This window comes from Winogradskyella alexanderae (genome assembly GCF_020166335.1).
Lineage (GTDB): Bacteria > Bacteroidota > Bacteroidia > Flavobacteriales > Flavobacteriaceae > Winogradskyella > Winogradskyella alexanderae.
In genome coordinates, this window is the sequence record NZ_JAIUJR010000001.1 from 511,372 (window position 1) to 528,445 (window position 17,074).

13 protein-coding genes and 2 tRNA genes are annotated in these 17,074 nt (G+C 34.7%); 8 read left to right on the forward strand and 7 right to left on the reverse strand.

Annotated features, from left to right (window positions below; translation table 11 throughout):
- Positions 1-38 precede the first annotated feature (38 nt).
- Genes LBU54_RS02240 through LBU54_RS02255 form a run of 4 tightly spaced genes read left to right on the forward strand, consistent with a single transcriptional unit; the run spans position 39 to position 4,344 of the window.
- Positions 39-2,387: a TonB-dependent receptor gene (locus LBU54_RS02240; protein WP_224525103.1), complete on the forward strand. Its 2,349-nt coding sequence runs from the start codon at positions 39-41 to the stop codon at positions 2,385-2,387.
- Positions 2,387-2,857 carry a thioredoxin family protein gene (locus tag LBU54_RS02245; protein ID WP_224525104.1) on the forward strand — a complete coding sequence of 157 codons (471 nt, stop codon included), beginning with the start codon at positions 2,387-2,389 and terminating at the stop codon, positions 2,855-2,857. Before LBU54_RS02240 ends, LBU54_RS02245 begins: the two co-directional genes overlap by 1 nt.
- Position 2,858: 1 nt before the next feature.
- Positions 2,859-3,521: a metal-dependent transcriptional regulator gene (locus LBU54_RS02250; RefSeq protein ID WP_224525121.1), complete on the forward strand. Its 663-nt coding sequence runs from the start codon at positions 2,859-2,861 to the stop codon at positions 3,519-3,521.
- Position 3,522: 1 nt separating this feature from the next.
- Positions 3,523-4,344, forward strand: a complete 822-nt coding sequence (locus LBU54_RS02255) for a ZIP family metal transporter (protein ID WP_224525124.1) — start codon at positions 3,523-3,525, stop codon at positions 4,342-4,344.
- Positions 4,345-4,347: 3 nt separating this feature from the next.
- Here LBU54_RS02255 and LBU54_RS02260 read toward each other — a convergent pair whose 3' ends face one another.
- The 6 genes from LBU54_RS02260 to LBU54_RS02285 all read right to left on the reverse strand — a co-directional run bounded on the left by LBU54_RS02260 (position 4,348) and on the right by LBU54_RS02285 (position 13,564).
- Positions 4,348-5,475 carry an efflux RND transporter periplasmic adaptor subunit gene (locus LBU54_RS02260; protein WP_224525128.1) on the reverse strand — a complete coding sequence of 376 codons (1,128 nt, stop codon included), beginning with the start codon at positions 5,473-5,475 and terminating at the stop codon, positions 4,348-4,350.
- Positions 5,476-5,484: 9 nt separating this feature from the next.
- Entirely contained in the window at positions 5,485-9,816 is a 4,332-nt protein-coding gene (locus tag LBU54_RS02265) for a CusA/CzcA family heavy metal efflux RND transporter (protein ID WP_224525131.1), read from the reverse strand.
- Positions 9,817-9,887: 71 nt separating this feature from the next.
- Positions 9,888-10,283, reverse strand: coding sequence for a hypothetical protein (locus tag LBU54_RS02270; RefSeq protein ID WP_224525133.1), 396 nt, complete (start codon positions 10,281-10,283; stop codon positions 9,888-9,890).
- 207 nt (positions 10,284-10,490) lie between these two features.
- Positions 10,491-12,590 carry a ferrous iron transport protein B gene (feoB, locus tag LBU54_RS02275; protein ID WP_224525135.1) on the reverse strand — a complete coding sequence of 700 codons (2,100 nt, stop codon included), beginning with the start codon at positions 12,588-12,590 and terminating at the stop codon, positions 10,491-10,493.
- Positions 12,583-12,810 (reverse strand): FeoA family protein, encoded by a 228-nt coding sequence (locus LBU54_RS02280; protein ID WP_224525138.1) that lies wholly within the window; start codon positions 12,808-12,810, stop codon positions 12,583-12,585. Before LBU54_RS02280 ends, feoB begins: the two co-directional genes overlap by 8 nt.
- 79 nt (positions 12,811-12,889) lie before the next feature.
- A complete protein-coding gene (locus tag LBU54_RS02285; protein WP_224525141.1) occupies positions 12,890-13,564 on the reverse strand; it encodes an SCO family protein in 675 nt (224 codons plus the stop codon).
- A gap of 191 nt (positions 13,565-13,755) precedes the next feature.
- Between LBU54_RS02285 and rseP the strand changes: the two genes are divergently transcribed.
- The 3 genes from rseP (at position 13,756) to LBU54_RS02300 (ending at position 15,402) form a co-directional block, all read left to right on the forward strand.
- On the forward strand, positions 13,756-15,096 hold the full coding sequence (gene rseP / locus LBU54_RS02290; RefSeq protein WP_224525144.1) for an RIP metalloprotease RseP: 1,341 nt from the start codon (positions 13,756-13,758) through the stop codon (positions 15,094-15,096).
- 96 nt (positions 15,097-15,192) lie between these two features.
- Positions 15,193-15,266, forward strand: a tRNA-Asn gene (locus tag LBU54_RS02295).
- A 61-nt stretch (positions 15,267-15,327) separates the two neighbouring features.
- A tRNA-Arg gene (locus tag LBU54_RS02300) sits at positions 15,328-15,402 on the forward strand.
- Positions 15,403-15,415: 13 nt separating this feature from the next.
- Here LBU54_RS02300 and LBU54_RS02305 read toward each other — a convergent pair.
- Positions 15,416-16,366, reverse strand: a complete 951-nt coding sequence (locus LBU54_RS02305) for an NAD-dependent epimerase/dehydratase family protein (RefSeq protein ID WP_224525146.1) — start codon at positions 16,364-16,366, stop codon at positions 15,416-15,418.
- Positions 16,367-16,530: 164 nt separating this feature from the next.
- Between LBU54_RS02305 and LBU54_RS02310 the strand changes: the two genes are divergently transcribed.
- Positions 16,531-17,061, forward strand: a complete 531-nt coding sequence (locus LBU54_RS02310) for a hypothetical protein (RefSeq protein ID WP_224525149.1) — start codon at positions 16,531-16,533, stop codon at positions 17,059-17,061.
- The last annotated feature ends 13 nt before the right edge of the window (positions 17,062-17,074 follow it).

Genomic DNA, 17,074 nt, shown 5'->3' on the forward strand with positions numbered 1-17,074 from the left:
ATATGTTTATATTTGCAAAAAAATATGAATAAATATAAATGAGATTACTCGTATTACTTCTTTTTGTAAATATTTGTTTCGCACAGAAAAGTAAAGTAAATGGCAAGATAATAGTAGACAACGATCCTATTGCATTTGCTTCAATTAAGTTTATTGGAGCTAATGAATCTTATACAAGTTATTCTAATAAAGATGGGTTTTTTTCAGTAGATATACCATTAGGTGATTACCAATTATTAGTCAAGGCGTTAGGTTTTAAACTTAAGAGCAGTGCAATTAAGGTAACCGCACAGAATAAGAATAATTTAGAAATAGAAATGATTGTAGACCTCCTGGGCTTAGATGAAGTAGTTGTGAGCGCAACACGAAACCGGGTTAATAAAAAAGAGGCACCAATTATTGTTAATACCTTAGGTGAAAAGTTAATCAACGCTACACAATCCTTGGCAGTCTCGGAGAGTCTTAATTTTTCTCCAGGTGTAAGAGTAGAAAATAACTGCCAAAATTGTGGATTTACTCAGGTTCGGTTAAATGGATTGGATGGGAGCTATTCACAAATCTTGGTAAATAGTCGTGCTGTTTTTTCGGCACTAAACAGTGTTTATGGTTTAGAGCAGATACCAACTCAAATTATTGATAAAGTTGAAATTGTTAGAAGCGGTGGCTCTGCACTATTCGGTTCAAATGCAATTGCAGGAACTGTAAATATTATTACAAAAGACCCTGTTCTTAATTCTTGGGAAGTTGGAAGTTATTTGGGATTGGTAGATGGAGACACACCAGATAGAGTATTAAATTTTAATACGTCAATTGTATCAGACGATTTAAAAACAGGAGCCACCTTTTATGGTATTCATAGAAATAGGGACGAATGGGATGCCAATAATGATGGTTTTACCGAAATGGTAGAATTAAAGAATACAACCTTTGGTACTAAGGTTTACTATAAACCAACTGATGCTAGTCGATTAACTCTAGATGCGACCGTTTTAAATGAATACAGACGCGGTGGAGACCGTTTAGATCTAGCACCACATTTAACGGACATTACAGAAGAGTTAGAGCACAATACCATAATGGGAGGCATCAGTTATGACTTTAACAACGAAAAGAACAATAAGTTTTATTCCATCTATAGCTCTGTACAGTATACCGATAGAGATAGCTATTATGGTGGCTTAGGAGGTGGAAGAACGGCTCAAGATAGCCTTACAGCGCTCAATGCTTATGGCGTTACTAAAGATTTAGCATTGGCAAATGGTTTCCAATTCACAAGCCAATTTAAAAGAGATGTATTAACCTCTGGTATTGAGTATAATATTAGTAGTACAGAAGACAATATAGTTGGCTACAATAGATTGGTAGACCAAGATGTTCACGCTGTTGGTGTTTATGGACAATACGAGTGGAAACCGAATGAGAAATTTTCGGCACTAATAGGGACACGTTTAGACCACATCAATGTAGATGGTATTTATCAAGTAGGTGATATTGAGCGTGGTGTTGATATTTCCCAAACAACAGTCAATCCTAGAGTTACATTAGCATATAAAATTTCGGATAATATAAAATTAAGAGGTGGCTATGCCAGAGGATTTAGAGCGCCACAAGCTTTCAATGAAGACCTTCATATTTCTTCAGTGGGTGGTGAACCACAATTTGTGATTCTATCGGATAATCTAGAGGCCGAGTTTTCAAATGCATTTACAGGATCTTTTAACTTCACCAAAGATTTTAATACAACACAAACCAACTTCTTACTAGAAGGATTTTATACAAGTTTAGAAAATCCATTTACTTTGGTGAGCACAGGTGCACAATTGCCTAATGGTTCTATTGTTGAGGAGGTCAGAAATGGTGAGGGCGCAAGGGTCTATGGTACAAATTTTGAGTTTGCGGTTTCGCCTTCAAAGAAATGGTTGTTCCAGTTGGGTGGTACCATTCAAAGCGCTGAGTTTAATGAAGACCAAATTCTTTTTGAGGCAGACGGTTCAAACCCGAATGAATCTGATATTCTGATCTCAGAATTTGTTAGAAATCCAAATTTTTATGGGTATTTTAATTCAAACTGGACACCACACGAACGATTTAGTTTATCTGTGACAGGAACATATACTGGTGAGATGATCGTACCTTTTGTTGTTAGTGATTCAGGTTTTTTAAGTTTAAATGAGAGTCCTAGCTTCTTTGATCTAAATCTAAATGCGGAAACCCATTTTGATGTCTCTGAAGATTTTCAGCTAACTTTAAATGCAGGTGTAAAAAACCTGTTTAATAGTTTTCAGGATGATTTTGATATTGGCCCAACAAGAGATTCGGATTATGTCTATGGGCCAGCCTTGCCAAGAACGTTCTTCGTAGGTATTAAAATTGGAAAGTTACATTAATGCGCATTTTAATCGTCATAACACTAATTTTTTGTACAACTCTTGTTCATGGACAAGACGAAAAAGTTAATTGGCTAGATTTTGAACAACTCGAAGAAGCACTTAAGAAGCAACCCAAAAAAGTAATGGTATACTTCTATGCAGATTGGTGTGCGTATTGCAAAAAAATGGATCGTTCAGTATTTACCAAACAAGACGTAATAGCATTGTTAAATGATAACTATTATACTATAAAGTTCAATGTGGAATCCAATGATACAATTCAGTTTGGAGGTAAGACATTTACCAATAAACAATTTGGAAAAAAAAGAAATCCAATCCATCAAATTCCTGAATATTTGGCTAGTAGGCAAAATGCCGAAATAGAATTACCTGCTACTATTATTTTGAATGAAGATTTTGAAATTAAAAAACGATTTTATCGCTATATTTCACCTACTGAAATGCTAAGTATTTTAAAGCAAAATTAGTATGTCCGTAACTTTAACAGAAGAAAATTATCTAAAAGCAATTTATCACATAAGTCAAATGACTAAAACTGATGTAAGCACTAATGCTATTGCAGAAAAGATAGATGCTAAGGCATCTTCGGTCACTGACATGCTCAAGAAACTCTCAGATAAAGGCTTTATTACCTATATAAAGTACAAGGGAGTAAATCTAACTGAAAAAGGACGATTAACAGCAGTAGACATTATAAGAAAGCACAGGCTATGGGAGGTTTTTTTGGTAGATAAATTAAATTTCTCATGGGATGAGGTTCATGATGTGGCAGAACAATTGGAGCATATTAAATCACCAAAGCTGATTAAAGAGTTAGATGCTTTTTTAGACTTTCCTACTCATGATCCACATGGTGATCCCATTCCTGATAAAGATGGCCAAATTAAAAGAACAGATAAGATAATTTTGTCTAAAGCTGAGGTTGGCGGTACTTACAAATGCGTTGGCGTACAAGATTCTTCAACTGACTTTTTAAAGTATTTGGACAAGCATCAAATACAAATAGGAACTGAATTAACGGTAAAAGATATTGAAGATTTTGATCACTCAATGACCTTTACAATTCATCAGCATAACATGACTATGTCTAAAGCGATTACAAATAATATTTATGTAAAAAAACTACAATAGTATGAATGATGTTATACAATATTTTGAGTCTATAGATCCTGTACTTGGAGCACTTTATGCTTCACTTTTTACATGGATATTAACAGCTGCTGGAGCTGCGCTAGTGTTTTTTGTTAGAGGAATGAACAGGGCACTTTTAGATGGAATGCTTGGGTTTACTGGAGGCGTTATGGTTGCTGCAAGTTTTTGGAGTTTATTGGCACCAGGTATAGAGATGAGTGAGGGCGAAGGCTTTGTAAAAGTGATTCCTGCCGTGATAGGTTTTTCAATGGGAGCTCTGTTCATTTTCGGGTTAGATAAAGTATTACCACACCTGCATATTAATTTTAAAGAAAGTGAAAAAGAAGGTGTAAAGACACCTTGGCACAGAACAACGCTATTGGTTTTGGCCATTGCATTGCATAATATTCCTGAAGGATTAGCTGTGGGTGTATTGTTTGGTGGTGTTGCTGCAGGTATTCCTGAAGCTACCATTGGAGGTGCTGTTGCACTAGCTTTAGGTATTGGTATTCAAAACTTTCCTGAGGGACTGGCAGTTTCTATGCCATTGCGACGACATGGTGTGAGTAAGTTTAAAAGCTTTTGGTACGGACAATTGTCTGCGATCGTGGAACCAATAGCTGCTGTTGTTGGGGCATTAGCGGTAACATTTTTTCAGCCGATACTGCCTTATGCCTTGGCTTTTGCTGCAGGTGCAATGATATTTGTGGTTGTAGAAGAAGTAATACCAGAAACGCAACGTGATAAATACACCGATATCGCCACACTTGGATTTATAGGTGGTTTTATTATAATGATGACTTTAGATGTTGGTTTAGGCTAAAGCTTAGATACCAATTAAGCCAAAGGCACCTTGGTGAAGAATTCTGTCTTCAGGGTTTAGACCTTTGTTTTCTTTAATTTCAGTAAAACCGTCATTTTCAAGTCCAATTTCGATTTTACGTTTTGTAAAGTAATAATCTAATTCTGTTTCTCTATCTAAAACCAAAATGAAATTATTGTTGTCCTCTTCCACGATAGCATCACTTAGTAGAGCATTTCCAGATTTAGAAGCTATCAAAATTTCTGCATTTACAAACATACCTGTTAAGAATTTTACGGATTCATCCTTTGGATGTCCATGAACTTTTATGGTCCTGTTTTCATCTAGAGTAGTTCCTACTAGATAAACTTCGGCTTCATAAGTTTGATTGGAAGCTTCAGGAATGGTAAACGTTATTTTTTGCCCTTTTTTAACATTCAAAATATCCTTCTCAAAAACAGACAACTCTAAATGAATATGTTCATTGTTTATGATTTCCAATATGGAATTGGCAGGTGAAACATAAGTCCCTTTATTCACATTTACTTTAGTAATGCTTCCGCTTATTGGTGCATACAAGTTTATGATTGATGTGATTTTTCCACTTTCTACAGCATTTACGGAAATATTAAGCATTTCTAGTTGCTTTCTAAGTCCATTGTACTTTGCCTTAACAGCATTGTAATCGCTCTTAGCCTTAATATAACTTTTTTCAGAAATGACGTTTTCTTCACGCATGGTTTTATGGCGGTCATATTCTGCTCTTTGATAATCAAGTTGGGCTTTAGTTTCCATATAATTTTGTTGTAAGGTGACAAAATCAGGGTTTTCAAGTGCTACAAGAAATGCGCCTTTAGCTACAGTGTCACCTTCTAGTAAAGGCGTCCTAGTGATGTAACCACCCATTGGTGAATTAACTATTGCCTTGTTTTCTGGTGGGACATCTATCATTCCGTTGACCTTTATTTTTAAGGGAAAAGACTTTGTTTCAATTTGGGTAAACGTCATTTTATTTGCTTCAAATTGCGCTTTTGAAATCTTTATGCCGTCGTCCATTTTGGTTACTATAGAAGTCTCATTTTCTTTTTTACCACAGCTAATTGCAAAAAGAAAAATCAGTGCTACCAGTACTTTATGTTGAATACGTTTCATGACGTTAGTTTATAAGGTTAAATAATTAAGTTGTATTACGGTTTGATTGTAGGTGTTGAGTAGCTCTATATAGCCTAATTGAATGTCATATGCGTTTTCAACACTTTGGATATATTGATAAAAATCTATTTCACCATTTTTGTAACTTACTTTCGCAGTTTTCAAAATCTCCTCTGCCAAGAGCGTGCCTTCATTCTCATAGTACATCAATGCTTTTTGATTCTGATTTAATTGAGAACTTAAGGTTTCGAATTTTGTATTGAGTTGTATTTTGTACTCTCTTGATTCTTCACTAGCAATGTCCATTGCTATTTTTGATGCTTTTATTTTTGAGTTTTGAGAACCAAATAATAACGGAATTTTTAGTCCGAATTGATAACCATAAAGGTTTGTATTTAAGCTAGAATTTGAACCTTGAAAATAATTTAAGCTAAGGCCTGGTAATAGTTGCTGTCTTTCAAATTTTCGTTTACTCTCAAGCAACTCTTGCTTTTTATCAAAAAAGATGATTTCTGGACTTGATTTAAGATCAAGAATTTGAAGAGATACCTTACTCAATCGTTCATCTATAAACGTTAGGCTATCTTTAAATTGAACCACCTTGCATAAATTCTCAAAAGCAATACTAAGTTCTTGTAAAGCCTGTTCTAAATTTATATTTACCTGTTTTTGTTTTGAAGATGCGGTAATTTTTTCAAGATAGTTTGTTTCGCCTAATTCAAATCGTCTTTTTGCGATTCTAGAAAAATCTGAGTAGAGACTGTCCAGTCTTTTATAAATCGTCACTTTTTCTTTAGCGTATAAATAGTTGTAGTAGTTCGAGACGATTTGCTGTTTAATAGACTTTTCCTTTATGGTTAAGTTAACCAATTCTAAGCCTACTTGAGCCTTATTTACTTTTTTCTTGGCAAAATAAACAGTTGGGAAATCAAATTCCTGTTGCACTCCAAAAACACCAATAGGCCTTTCGTTAGTCGCTAGATTGTTTTCATCGTAACCATAATAAACTTGAGTCTTATCAAAATCAAAAGCACTTTTAATTAATATTTCTGATTGGTCCACTTTTAAACGACTCGCATTAAGACCTGCATTGTTTTCAAGACCAATTGCTATTAATTCGTTTAGTGTTTTTGGATTGTTTTGACCAAATGAATTTAAGGATGTAAGGCCAATTAAGACAATCAACAATGGCAATTTTGAGTTTGTACTTGTTTTAACTGTTTTATGTGGCTTATTGAAAAATGCATATAATACAGGAAGTACTACTAATGTTAAAAGGGTTGCAGTTATTAAGCCACCAATAACTACTGTAGCTAAAGGTCTTTGAACTTCCGCTCCTGCGCTAGTCGAAATAGCCATAGGTAAAAAGCCAAGGGCTGCTGCTGTTGCCGTCAATAGCACAGCGCGAAGACGATCTTTTGTACCTTGTTTAATAAGTGTTTCCATATCATTAAAGCCTTGTTGTTTTAATTCTTTAAAATGTTCTATGAGAACTATACCATTAAGTACAGCAATACCGAATAATGCAATAAATCCAACACCGGCCGAAATACTAAACGGCATATCTCTCAACCATAGTAATAGCACGCCACCAACTGCAGCCAATGGAATTGCAGAGTATATTAATAGCGCATCCTTTATTGAATTAAATGCGAAGTAAAGCAGGATAAAGATTAGTATTAGTGCAATCGGTACAGCAACCAGCAACCTTGATTTTGCACTTTGTAAATTTTCAAATTGGCCACCATAGGAAATGTTATAACCTACAGGCAAACTCAAGTTATTCTCCAAGATTTCTTTTACATCATCTACGACAGTTTGTAAATCTCTATTACGAACATTTATTCCAACAACAATGCGTCTTCTAGTATCATCTCTAGAAATTTTTGCAGCACCTTTCTGATAGGAAATATCGGCCAATTCACTTAATGGAACTTTGCCTCCAGTAGGTAAATCTACGTATAAGTTCTTTATGTTGTCTATATCTTCTCTGTTGGTTTCTTCTAGTCGCACCACCAAATCAAATCGTTTTTCGCCTTCAAAAACACTTCCAACAGATCTACCAGCAAAACCCATAGAGAGCATATTATTTAAATCTTCAATATTTAGCCCATATCTGGCAACTTTTGTTCTATCATAGTTTACGCTCATTTGCGGAAGGCCATCAATTTTTTCTACAGTTATGTCTGCAGCACCTGCAACATTTTCAATAAGGTTCTTTATTTCACTACCTTTTTCTGATAGAATATCAAGGTCGTCTCCAAATACTTTGATAGCAATATCTGCTCTAACACCTGTAATAAGCTCGTTAAATCGCATTTCGATGGGCTGCGTAAATTCTACTTCCATGCCAGGAATTATGGCAAGCGCTGCTTTGAATTTGTCTGCCAATTCATCTTTTGATTTGGCCGAGGTCCATTCACTTTTAGGTTTTAAAACAATAATAACGTCACTTTCTTCCATAGACATTGGGTCGGTGGGTACTTCTGCAGCACCAATGCGCGTAACAACCTGTTTTACTTCCGGGAAATTATCAAGCAGTATATTTTCGATCTGAGTTGTGATTTCAACAGTTTTGCCTAATGATGTACCAGTTTTTAGTACAGGTTGAATTACAAAATCACCTTCATCCAATGTAGGCACAAATTCGCCACCCATCCTTGAGAACAGATATGACGTTGCTATCAATAGTGCTATGGCTACTACAAGCACGAGTCTTTTACGCTTTAATGCCCAATTAATTACAGGATCATATAGCTTGTTTAGTCTTCGCATTAACCTCACGGAAATATTATTTTCTGATGGTTTATAGGGTTTTAAGAATATAGAAGCAATTACTGGTACGTATGTAAAGCAAAAAAGCATTGCGCCAATTAGTGCAAAACTAAATGTTAGTGCCATTGGTCTAAACATTTTACCCTCAACACCACTTAGCGATAATATTGGTATAAATACAATTAATATGATGAGTTGTCCAAAAATGGCAGAGTTCATCATTTTTGTTGTACCACTAAATGTGATATCATCTTTTAGAACTTGGGTATTTTGCTTATCTAATTGAGAAAATTGAATATGTTCTTTGGTAATTTTAAATGCTACAAATTCTACAATTATTACTGCGCCATCAATGATAATCCCAAAATCAATAGCACCGAGACTCATCAAATTGGCATCTACACCAAAAAGGTACATCAGAGAAAGTGCAAATAACAAACAAAGCGGTATGATTGAAGCCACTACTAAACCTGATCTTAAATTTCCTAGTAAAAGAACAACCACAAAAACAACGATAAGACAGCCTAATACCAGATTTTCTGTAACCGTAAAACTTGTTCTTCCTATAAGCTCACTTCGATCCAAAAATGCGTTTATGTATACACCTTCAGGCAGTGATTTTGAAATGGATGCAACCCTTTCTTTTACAGCATCAATCACTTCTTTGGAATTGGCACCTTTAAGCATCATAACCTGTCCTAGGACTTTTTCACCTTCACCATTTCCTGTAATGGCACCAAATCTATTGGCATTTCCAAAACCAACTTTTGCTACATCCTTAATATATATAGGTACACCATCATCATTTTTAATTACAATATTACTAATATCCTCTAAAGATGACACTAGACCATTACCACGGATAAAATAAGCTTGGTTTACCTTTTCAATGTAACCGCCGCCTGCAACGCTATTATTTTTTTCTAGAGCAATGAAGACGTCTTGGGCGGAAATATGCATTGCGTTTAACTTGTTTGTGTTCAGCGCAACTTCATACTGTTTCAAGAATCCACCCCAAGTGTTAACTTCAACAACACCTGGAATACCGGAAAGCTGCCGTTTCACAATCCAATCTTGAATTGTGCGCAGGTCTTGTGCCGTATATTGCTCTTTATAAGCGTCTTCTACATCTAAAATGTATTGGTAGATTTCACCCAACCCTGTAGATATAGGTCCCATTTCTGGTGTGCCAAAACCATCAGGAATTTTTTCTGAGGCCGATTTGATTTTTTCTGCTATGAGTTGTCTTGGCAAATAGGTGCCAATAGCATCGTCAAAGACAATAGTTACCACTGAAAGCCCGAATTTTGAGACTGATCTTATTTCTTGTACGCCTGGTAAGTTGGCCATTTCTAGCTCAACGGGATAGGTGATGAATTGCTCCATATCCTGAGTTGAGAGATTACGAGAAGTTGTAATAACTTGAACTTGATTATTGGTAACATCTGGTACCGCACCAATTGAAATTTGACTTAGAGAATATAACCCAAATCCAATAATGAATGTGGTGAGCAACAGAATAATAAACTTATTCCTTAAACTAAAATTGATAATATGAGATAGCATAATTCATTGGTTAAATAGATATGCAACTTGTCATTGTTTGCAAGCTGTAAAAAATAAATTAACGAAGTGAATTATATTGATTTAGGAGGTTGTAAAAGGCCCTTTTTATGCAGTGTTGAAAAGGAACTTACATAATGGAAATTAGATTCAGTAGAATCTGTTATTTCAATGGTATTGATATGACTATTTTCAGAATTAACAAGAGCAATAACAGATAATGTATGGCCTTGGTATTGAAAAGGAAGCTGCTCGTGGTCTTTTTGTTCTTCTTGGTGATTTTTGCTGTGTTCGGCTTTTTGCTCACCATAATGTTTTGATAGGAATACAAAAAAACTATCACCATACTCTTGTTTGTGAAATTGAGCATGCTCTATAAGTTCATCTAATTGCAGAATATCATTAACGCCAATCCCAGCACTTTGTACTAGAATTATAAGTGACAACGTTATAACAAATAACTTACTCATTCATTCAAAGTTAGCAATTTCTTTGAAAAGAAAGTTTATAAATATCATTATAAGGAAAAACAAAATAATCTAATGACAGCCACAATCCTTATGACCACAAGATTTAGTCACCTTTTTTTTAGGCCACCAAATAAATGTTTTGAACAAATAAACAAGCGCAATTGTAAGCGCTGAAAAAGCGAGTATGTATTGAATTAGCGTGTTCATTTATTTTAGTATTTGATAAGCGATCAATGCTACAAGATAAGCAAAACCACTCATAATTACCAGTTGATAAATAGGCCATTTCCAAGAATTGGTTTCTTTTTTAACAATGGCTAGTGTACTCATGCATTGCATAGCAAATGCATAAAATAGCAGTAAAGAAATACCAGATGCAAAATTAAATAGTGGTCCGCCAAGTATTGGATTAACCTCGCCTGCCATTCTATTCTTAATAGTCTCTTCTTCATCACTACCAACACTATATATGGTAGCAAGCGTACCAACAAAAACTTCTCTAGCGGCAAAGGAACTAACAATGGCAATTCCAATTTTCCAATCATATCCTAAAGGTCTTATAATTGGTTCTATTGCTCTTCCGGTTACACCTATAAAAGAATGCTCGAGTTTATGCGATGCGATTTTTTGATTTAGTTCTTCTTCACTCAAATTGGTTGTAGCAAATTGTTCCGTTACAATTTGTTCTGCATTGTTAAACTGTTCTCCTGGCCCGTAAGACGCTAAAAACCATAAAACAATAGAAATAGCTAAGATGATTTTACCAGCCCCAAAAACGAAGGCTTTTGTTTTTTCTATAACGGTCAACGCAACATTTTTAGGCAAGGGAAGTTTGTAATTAGGCATTTCCACAACAAAGAAGGTCTTGCTTCTTATCTTAAGAATTTTGTTTAAAATATATGCAGAACCTACAGCAGCACCAAAACCTATAAGATACAATAGCATAAGTGTTAAGGCTTGATAGCTTAATCCTAAAAATCGACCCTCAGGAATAACCAAAGCAATTATAATCAAGTAAACAGGTAGTCTAGCCGAACAGGTTGTAAATGGTGTAACCAAAATTGTGATTAGGCGCTCTTTCCAACTTTCAATATTACGTGTCGCCATAATCGCTGGGATAGCACATGCAGTGCCAGAAATTAATGGTACCACACTTTTACCACTTAAGCCAAAACGACGCATTATTCTATCCATTAAAAAGACAACACGACTCATATAACCACTCTCCTCGAGTATGGCTATAAATAAAAACAAGAATGCAATCTGAGGAATAAAGATTACGATACCGCCTAATCCAGCAATAATACCTTCGGCTAATAAATCTGTAAAGGCACCAGCTGGTAATACCGTTTTAACCCATTCGCTGAGAGACGCAAAAGACTCATCAATAAAATCCATAGGGACGCTAGACCAGTCGTAAATAGCTTGAAAAATGGTTAGTAGGATGACGCCAAATATTAAATAGCCCCAAACCTTGTGTGTAAGAACTCTATCTAATTTAATCCTTAAGTCCTTTGCAGATTTTAAGTCTATTGTTTGACCTTTTTTTAAGGTGTCGTTTATAAATTGATAGCGCTTAATGGTTTCTTTTTGTTGAAGGTGTTTTAGATCTACTTTAGATTTTGTTTTAAAATTTGAAACATCTTCAATGGATTTTCTATCTGTTTTTCCGAAGTTAACATCCTGTGTTATCACCAACCATAATTTATATAACAGCTGATTGGGAAATGCCTTTTGAAGACTTCCAAAATATTGTGGGTCTATTGAGGATGCATTTAAGCAAGGCTTTTTAGACAGTTCTTTATAGGAGGTAATTAGCTCTTTTAAGTCGGATATACCTTCATTTTTTCTTGTACTAACAAGTGCTATTTTAGTCTGGAGTTGCTGTTCTAAGTAATTTAAATCAAGTGAAATCCCTTTATAGGCCATACGATCCGACATGTTAATCACCAAAATTGTTGGAATTTCCAAATCTTTAATTTGCGTAAAGAGTAAAAGATTTCTTTTAAGATTTTCAACGTCACTTACAACTACAGCAACATCTGGGAAGTCCTTATCATTTTTGTTGAGCAATAATTCTATTACTACATTTTCATCCAAGGATGAAGCATTTAAACTATACGTTCCAGGTAGGTCTATGATATGTGCCTTTACGCCACGTGGAAGTTTGCAAATGCCTTCTTTTTTTTCAACAGTGATGCCAGGATAATTGCCAACTTTTTGATTTAAACCGGTAAGTGCATTAAATACCGAAGTTTTACCTGTATTTGGATTTCCTATAAGCGCTACATTTATCTGTTTACCCATCGATTGTTTCAATTAGAATATGAATGGCTGTTTCTTTACGGATAGCTAAATGCGAGCCATTAATATTAAGATACATTGGGTCTGCAAATGGAGCCACTTGTACGAGTTCTACACTATTTCCTGGAAGGCAACCCATTTCTAGCAGTTTAAGAGGTATGTGAATGGATGAAACATCCTTAATTATAGCTTTTTGTCCTCGTTTAATTTCTGCTAAAGTCACCAGATTCTTATTTAGAATAATTTTAAAGAAGCAAAAATAAGGTAAATTTTAGATTGTGCTTGTAGGTTTTTTAAAGAATTTAAGATTCGTCTTTAAGCGTTTTGATATCTTCTAATAGGCGATCTATGTCTTCAGGATTGGTGCCATCATAGAAACCACGAATTTGTCGTTTTTTATCTATAAGCATGAAGTTTTCTGTATGGATCATGTCGTATTCATCACCAGTACCATCCTCTTTTACTGCTAAGTAACTTTTACGTGCAAGTTCATAAATCTGTTTTTTATCTCCAGTTACCAAATTCCATTTTCTATCAATAACACCTTTTTCTTTTGCATACTTTTTAAGTTGTGCTACATCATCAATTTGTGGTGTGACTGAATGTGATAGCAGCATTACGTTATCATCGCTAATGATTTCCCTTTGTATTTTGTACATGTGGTCTGTCATTATTGGACAAATGGTTTGACATGTTGTAAAAAAGAAATCGGCCACATAGATTTTGTCCTTATAGGTATCTTGAGTAATTATTTCGCCATTTTGGTTAATTAGATTAAAATCTGCAATCTTATGGTACTTGGCCTGATGTTGGATTGTACTATCTACAAGCTCTTCACTAACCATGGCTGGTTGATAGATAGGCAAAGGCTTCTTGACATTAAGAATATTGTAGATAATTACAATAATAACAATACATAAAACAGAAAAGAAAATTCCGAATTTTTTATAGTCTTTGAAGAATGAAAGAAAGGACATTTAATACCTGCTTTAATTGGATTGCAAAGGTACAACTACTACTCGTTTCAGGGAATACTTTTAACAGATTTGTAATTAATTAAGACGGATAGTTTTAAATCCTTGTTAAAAATAAAATGATTGAAATTCCATTTGTTTTCTAAATGCCTTGAAAAGATTACTTTTGTCAATCCAAATTCGAAAACAGAAATATGGAATTTGTAATAAAGATATCTCAATTTTTACTTAGTTTATCCCTGCTTATCGTTTTACACGAGCTCGGACATTTTATACCAGCTAAGTTATTCAAGACTAAAGTTGAAAAGTTCTACTTATTTTTTGATGTAAAATTCTCATTGTTTAAAAAGAAAATAGGAGAAACTGTTTATGGTATAGGATGGTTGCCACTTGGAGGCTACGTAAAAATTGCAGGCATGATAGATGAAAGCATGGATAAGGAGCAAATGGCAAAACCACCACAACCATGGGAGTTTAGATCAAAACCTGCTTGGCAACGTCTTATTATAATGCTTGGCGGTGTAACCGTAAACTTCATTTTAGCATATGTCATATATGTAGCCGTTTCCTTTACCTATGGCGATTCTGTAGTAAAGGTAGATAGTTTAAAAGATGGCTACTGGATTGCAAACAGTACTTTACAGGAGGCTGGGTTTGAGACCGGTGATAAAGTGATTGCCATTAACGATACGCCAATTGTGAATGATTCTGACATTGGTTTAAATATTATTAAGGCTGAAAGGATTACCATAAAAAGAGGTGAAGAGACCAAAACAATCAATTTACCAGAGGATTTCCTTGGTCAACTTTCTTCAACAGGAAGTAAAGATTTGTTTGAATATCGCGTTCCATTTATGGTAGCAGAAATTGCAGATAGCTCTGCCAATCGCAATGGTAATATAAAAGTTGGTGATATAATAACAACGATAAATGGTAAAACGCTTAAGTATTTTGATCAATTGGATGATGTCATTGGTGATGTTAAAAATGCTTCAGTAAGTGCAGAAATTCTGAGAGATGATGCTAAACTTACTACAGAGTTAACAGTTAATGAGAATGGAAAGTTTGGTTTACGCCCTTATAGAATTCATCCAAAATTTGAAGATTTGGGCTATTATGAAGTAACACGTAAATCCTACTCCTTTGGGGAAAGTTTTGGTGCAGGTTGGCAAAAATTTACCAAAACAATTAGTAATTATGGTGATCAATTAGCAGCAATATTTAATCCAAAAACAGGAGCATATAAAGGGCTGGGAGGGTTTAAAGCAATATACGATCAGTTTTCAAGTGTGTGGAGTTGGCCTTATTTCTGGGGTTTAACGGCATTCCTTTCAATAATGTTAGCCATTCTTAATCTATTGCCAATACCTGCATTAGATGGTGGTCACGTTATGTTTTTATTATTTGAAATGGTGTCTGGGCGAAAACCAAGTGAACAGTTTTTAGAGCGTGCTCAAATAGTAGGTTTCTTTATATTAATAGCTTTGGTATTATTTGCAAACGGCAACGATGTTTTCAAGGCAATTACCAATTAGATAAATACTAGCTAGGAGCTCAAAAAATTCATTTTTCATATTGTAGAGATTAAAAAAATAAATTATATTTGCGCTCGCTAATGCGAAAAACAATTTTCCTCAGTAGCTCAGTTGGTTAGAGCATCTGACTGTTAATCAGAGGGTCGTTGGTTCGAGCCCAACCTGAGGAGCAGAAAAGCCACTTCAAACGGAGTGGCTTTTTGTTTTAACACTAAATTCTGTTTTTATAAAGGCCTTATAGTTCAAGGGATAGAACAAGAGTTTCCTAAACTTTAGATCCAGGTTCGAGTCCTGGTAAGGCCACCATAGCCAAATTGGTTTATTTGTACTTCTTCCTCAATTCTTTTAGCATAATTTCAGTCATGCTATCAAGATTATGTTTGTGACGCCAGTCCCAATCTTTACGTGCAAAACTATCATCTATTGAAGATGGCCAACTGTCTGCTATGGCTTGTCTAAAATCAGGTTTATATGAAATACTAAAATCAGGTATGTGTTTTTTAATACTTTCAAAAATATCATTTGGCGTAAAGGATATTGCAGAGAGATTATAGGATGATCTAATGGTTAAAACTTCAGAAGGCGCTTCCATGAGGTCAATGGTTGCTTTTATAGCATCCTCCATAAACATCATTGGGAGACTTGTATTTTCAGAAAGGAAACAGTCATAATCACCTTTCTTAATGGCTTCGTGATAGATTTCTACGGCATAATCTGTAGTGCCACCTCCTGGCATGGCTTTATGGCTTATTATACCAGGATACCGTAAACTTCTAACATCTACATTATATTTTTTATGATAGTATTCGCACCAACGTTCGCCAACTTGTTTGGTAATACCATAAACTGTTGTGGGTTCGCAAATGGTGTGCTGAGGTGTATTCTTTCTTGGTGTTGTAGGCCCAAATACAGCAATGCTACTCGGCCAATATACTTTTTTAATAGTACCTGCTTTTGCTAAATTAAGGACATGAAAAAGAGAATTCATGTTTAGGTCCCATGCCTCCATAGGATATTTTTCTCCTGTTGCACTCAAAAGCGCAGCCATTAAATAAATGGTATCAATATTATAATGAAGACAACAATCTTTTATTGCATTGAAGTTTTTTGCATCTATAATTTCAAAAGGACCTGAATTTACAAGCTCTAAATTACGAGTGTTAATATCACTTGCTATGACGTTTTTGGTGCCATGAATTTCACGTAATTTAGAGGTCAATTCAGTACCGATTTGACCACATGCGCCAATTATTAGAATTTTGGATGCCATGTATTGGTTTTAAACTATTGTCAAAAATAACAAGAAACAAACCAAAAAAACTTAAAGAAAACCGAAAAAACAGACATCAAAGTAAGAATGTCGTAACCCTTAATAAACGAAAGACTAAATAACACAAATTAAAGTTTAGTTATATTTACAAATAATTCTTTACAATGAAACAGGGTATATTAATACTAAACGTCTTTCTGTTAATTCTTTGTGCCTGTGATGGTCCAAATGAGACTAGTGCAAATGAGAATTTGGAACAACAAGAAGTGCAAGAATCCTTAAAAATTACGGAAAAATCCATTGAAGAATTTCAGTTTACAGATTACGTTTTAAGTTCTGATGGCGAAAAAGCAGTGTCAAATTGGGAAAAATACCAAGAGCTTGCAATTCAAATTAGCTATTTAAAAAAGGCCGATTTATCCTTTTTTAATGGAGAGTCAAACTTGATAACTGAATTCATAGAAGAATTTAAATCTAATGTCCCTGAAGATCTTGAAACAAACCCTATAGTCTCCAGAGTAGTTGTTTTAGAAACCGCGATGTATCGTCTTAATGCCAACCTCACCCTGGATAATATAGAAGATGAAGAAAAACTAATGAGCGTTAAGGCTGTTTTGGTTGCATTTTCTAACTTAAATAATCAAATAAACAAGAAGTTAGAACGTGATATTTACGACAGAATAACTGTGGAATAAATTGCTTATTTGT

What these genes read in the sequence shown, in the direction of transcription:
- LBU54_RS02240 (WP_224525103.1), top strand. Translation starts at nt 39, where the DNA reads ATGAGATTACTCGTATTACTTCTTTTTGTAAATATTTGTTTCGCACAG.
- LBU54_RS02245 (WP_224525104.1), top strand. Translation starts at nt 2,387, where the DNA reads ATGCGCATTTTAATCGTCATAACACTAATTTTTTGTACAACTCTTGTT.
- LBU54_RS02250 (WP_224525121.1), top strand. Translation starts at nt 2,859, where the DNA reads ATGTCCGTAACTTTAACAGAAGAAAATTATCTAAAAGCAATTTATCAC.
- LBU54_RS02255 (WP_224525124.1), top strand. Translation starts at nt 3,523, where the DNA reads ATGAATGATGTTATACAATATTTTGAGTCTATAGATCCTGTACTTGGA.
- LBU54_RS02260 (WP_224525128.1), bottom strand. Translation starts at nt 5,475, where the DNA reads ATGAAACGTATTCAACATAAAGTACTGGTAGCACTGATTTTTCTTTTT.
- LBU54_RS02265 (WP_224525131.1), bottom strand. Translation starts at nt 9,816, where the DNA reads ATGCTATCTCATATTATCAATTTTAGTTTAAGGAATAAGTTTATTATT.
- LBU54_RS02270 (WP_224525133.1), bottom strand. Translation starts at nt 10,283, where the DNA reads ATGAGTAAGTTATTTGTTATAACGTTGTCACTTATAATTCTAGTACAA.
- feoB (WP_224525135.1), bottom strand. Translation starts at nt 12,590, where the DNA reads ATGGGTAAACAGATAAATGTAGCGCTTATAGGAAATCCAAATACAGGT.
- LBU54_RS02285 (WP_224525141.1), bottom strand. Translation starts at nt 13,564, where the DNA reads ATGTCCTTTCTTTCATTCTTCAAAGACTATAAAAAATTCGGAATTTTC.
- rseP (WP_224525144.1), top strand. Translation starts at nt 13,756, where the DNA reads ATGGAATTTGTAATAAAGATATCTCAATTTTTACTTAGTTTATCCCTG.
- LBU54_RS02305 (WP_224525146.1), bottom strand. Translation starts at nt 16,366, where the DNA reads ATGGCATCCAAAATTCTAATAATTGGCGCATGTGGTCAAATCGGTACT.
- LBU54_RS02310 (WP_224525149.1), top strand. Translation starts at nt 16,531, where the DNA reads ATGAAACAGGGTATATTAATACTAAACGTCTTTCTGTTAATTCTTTGT.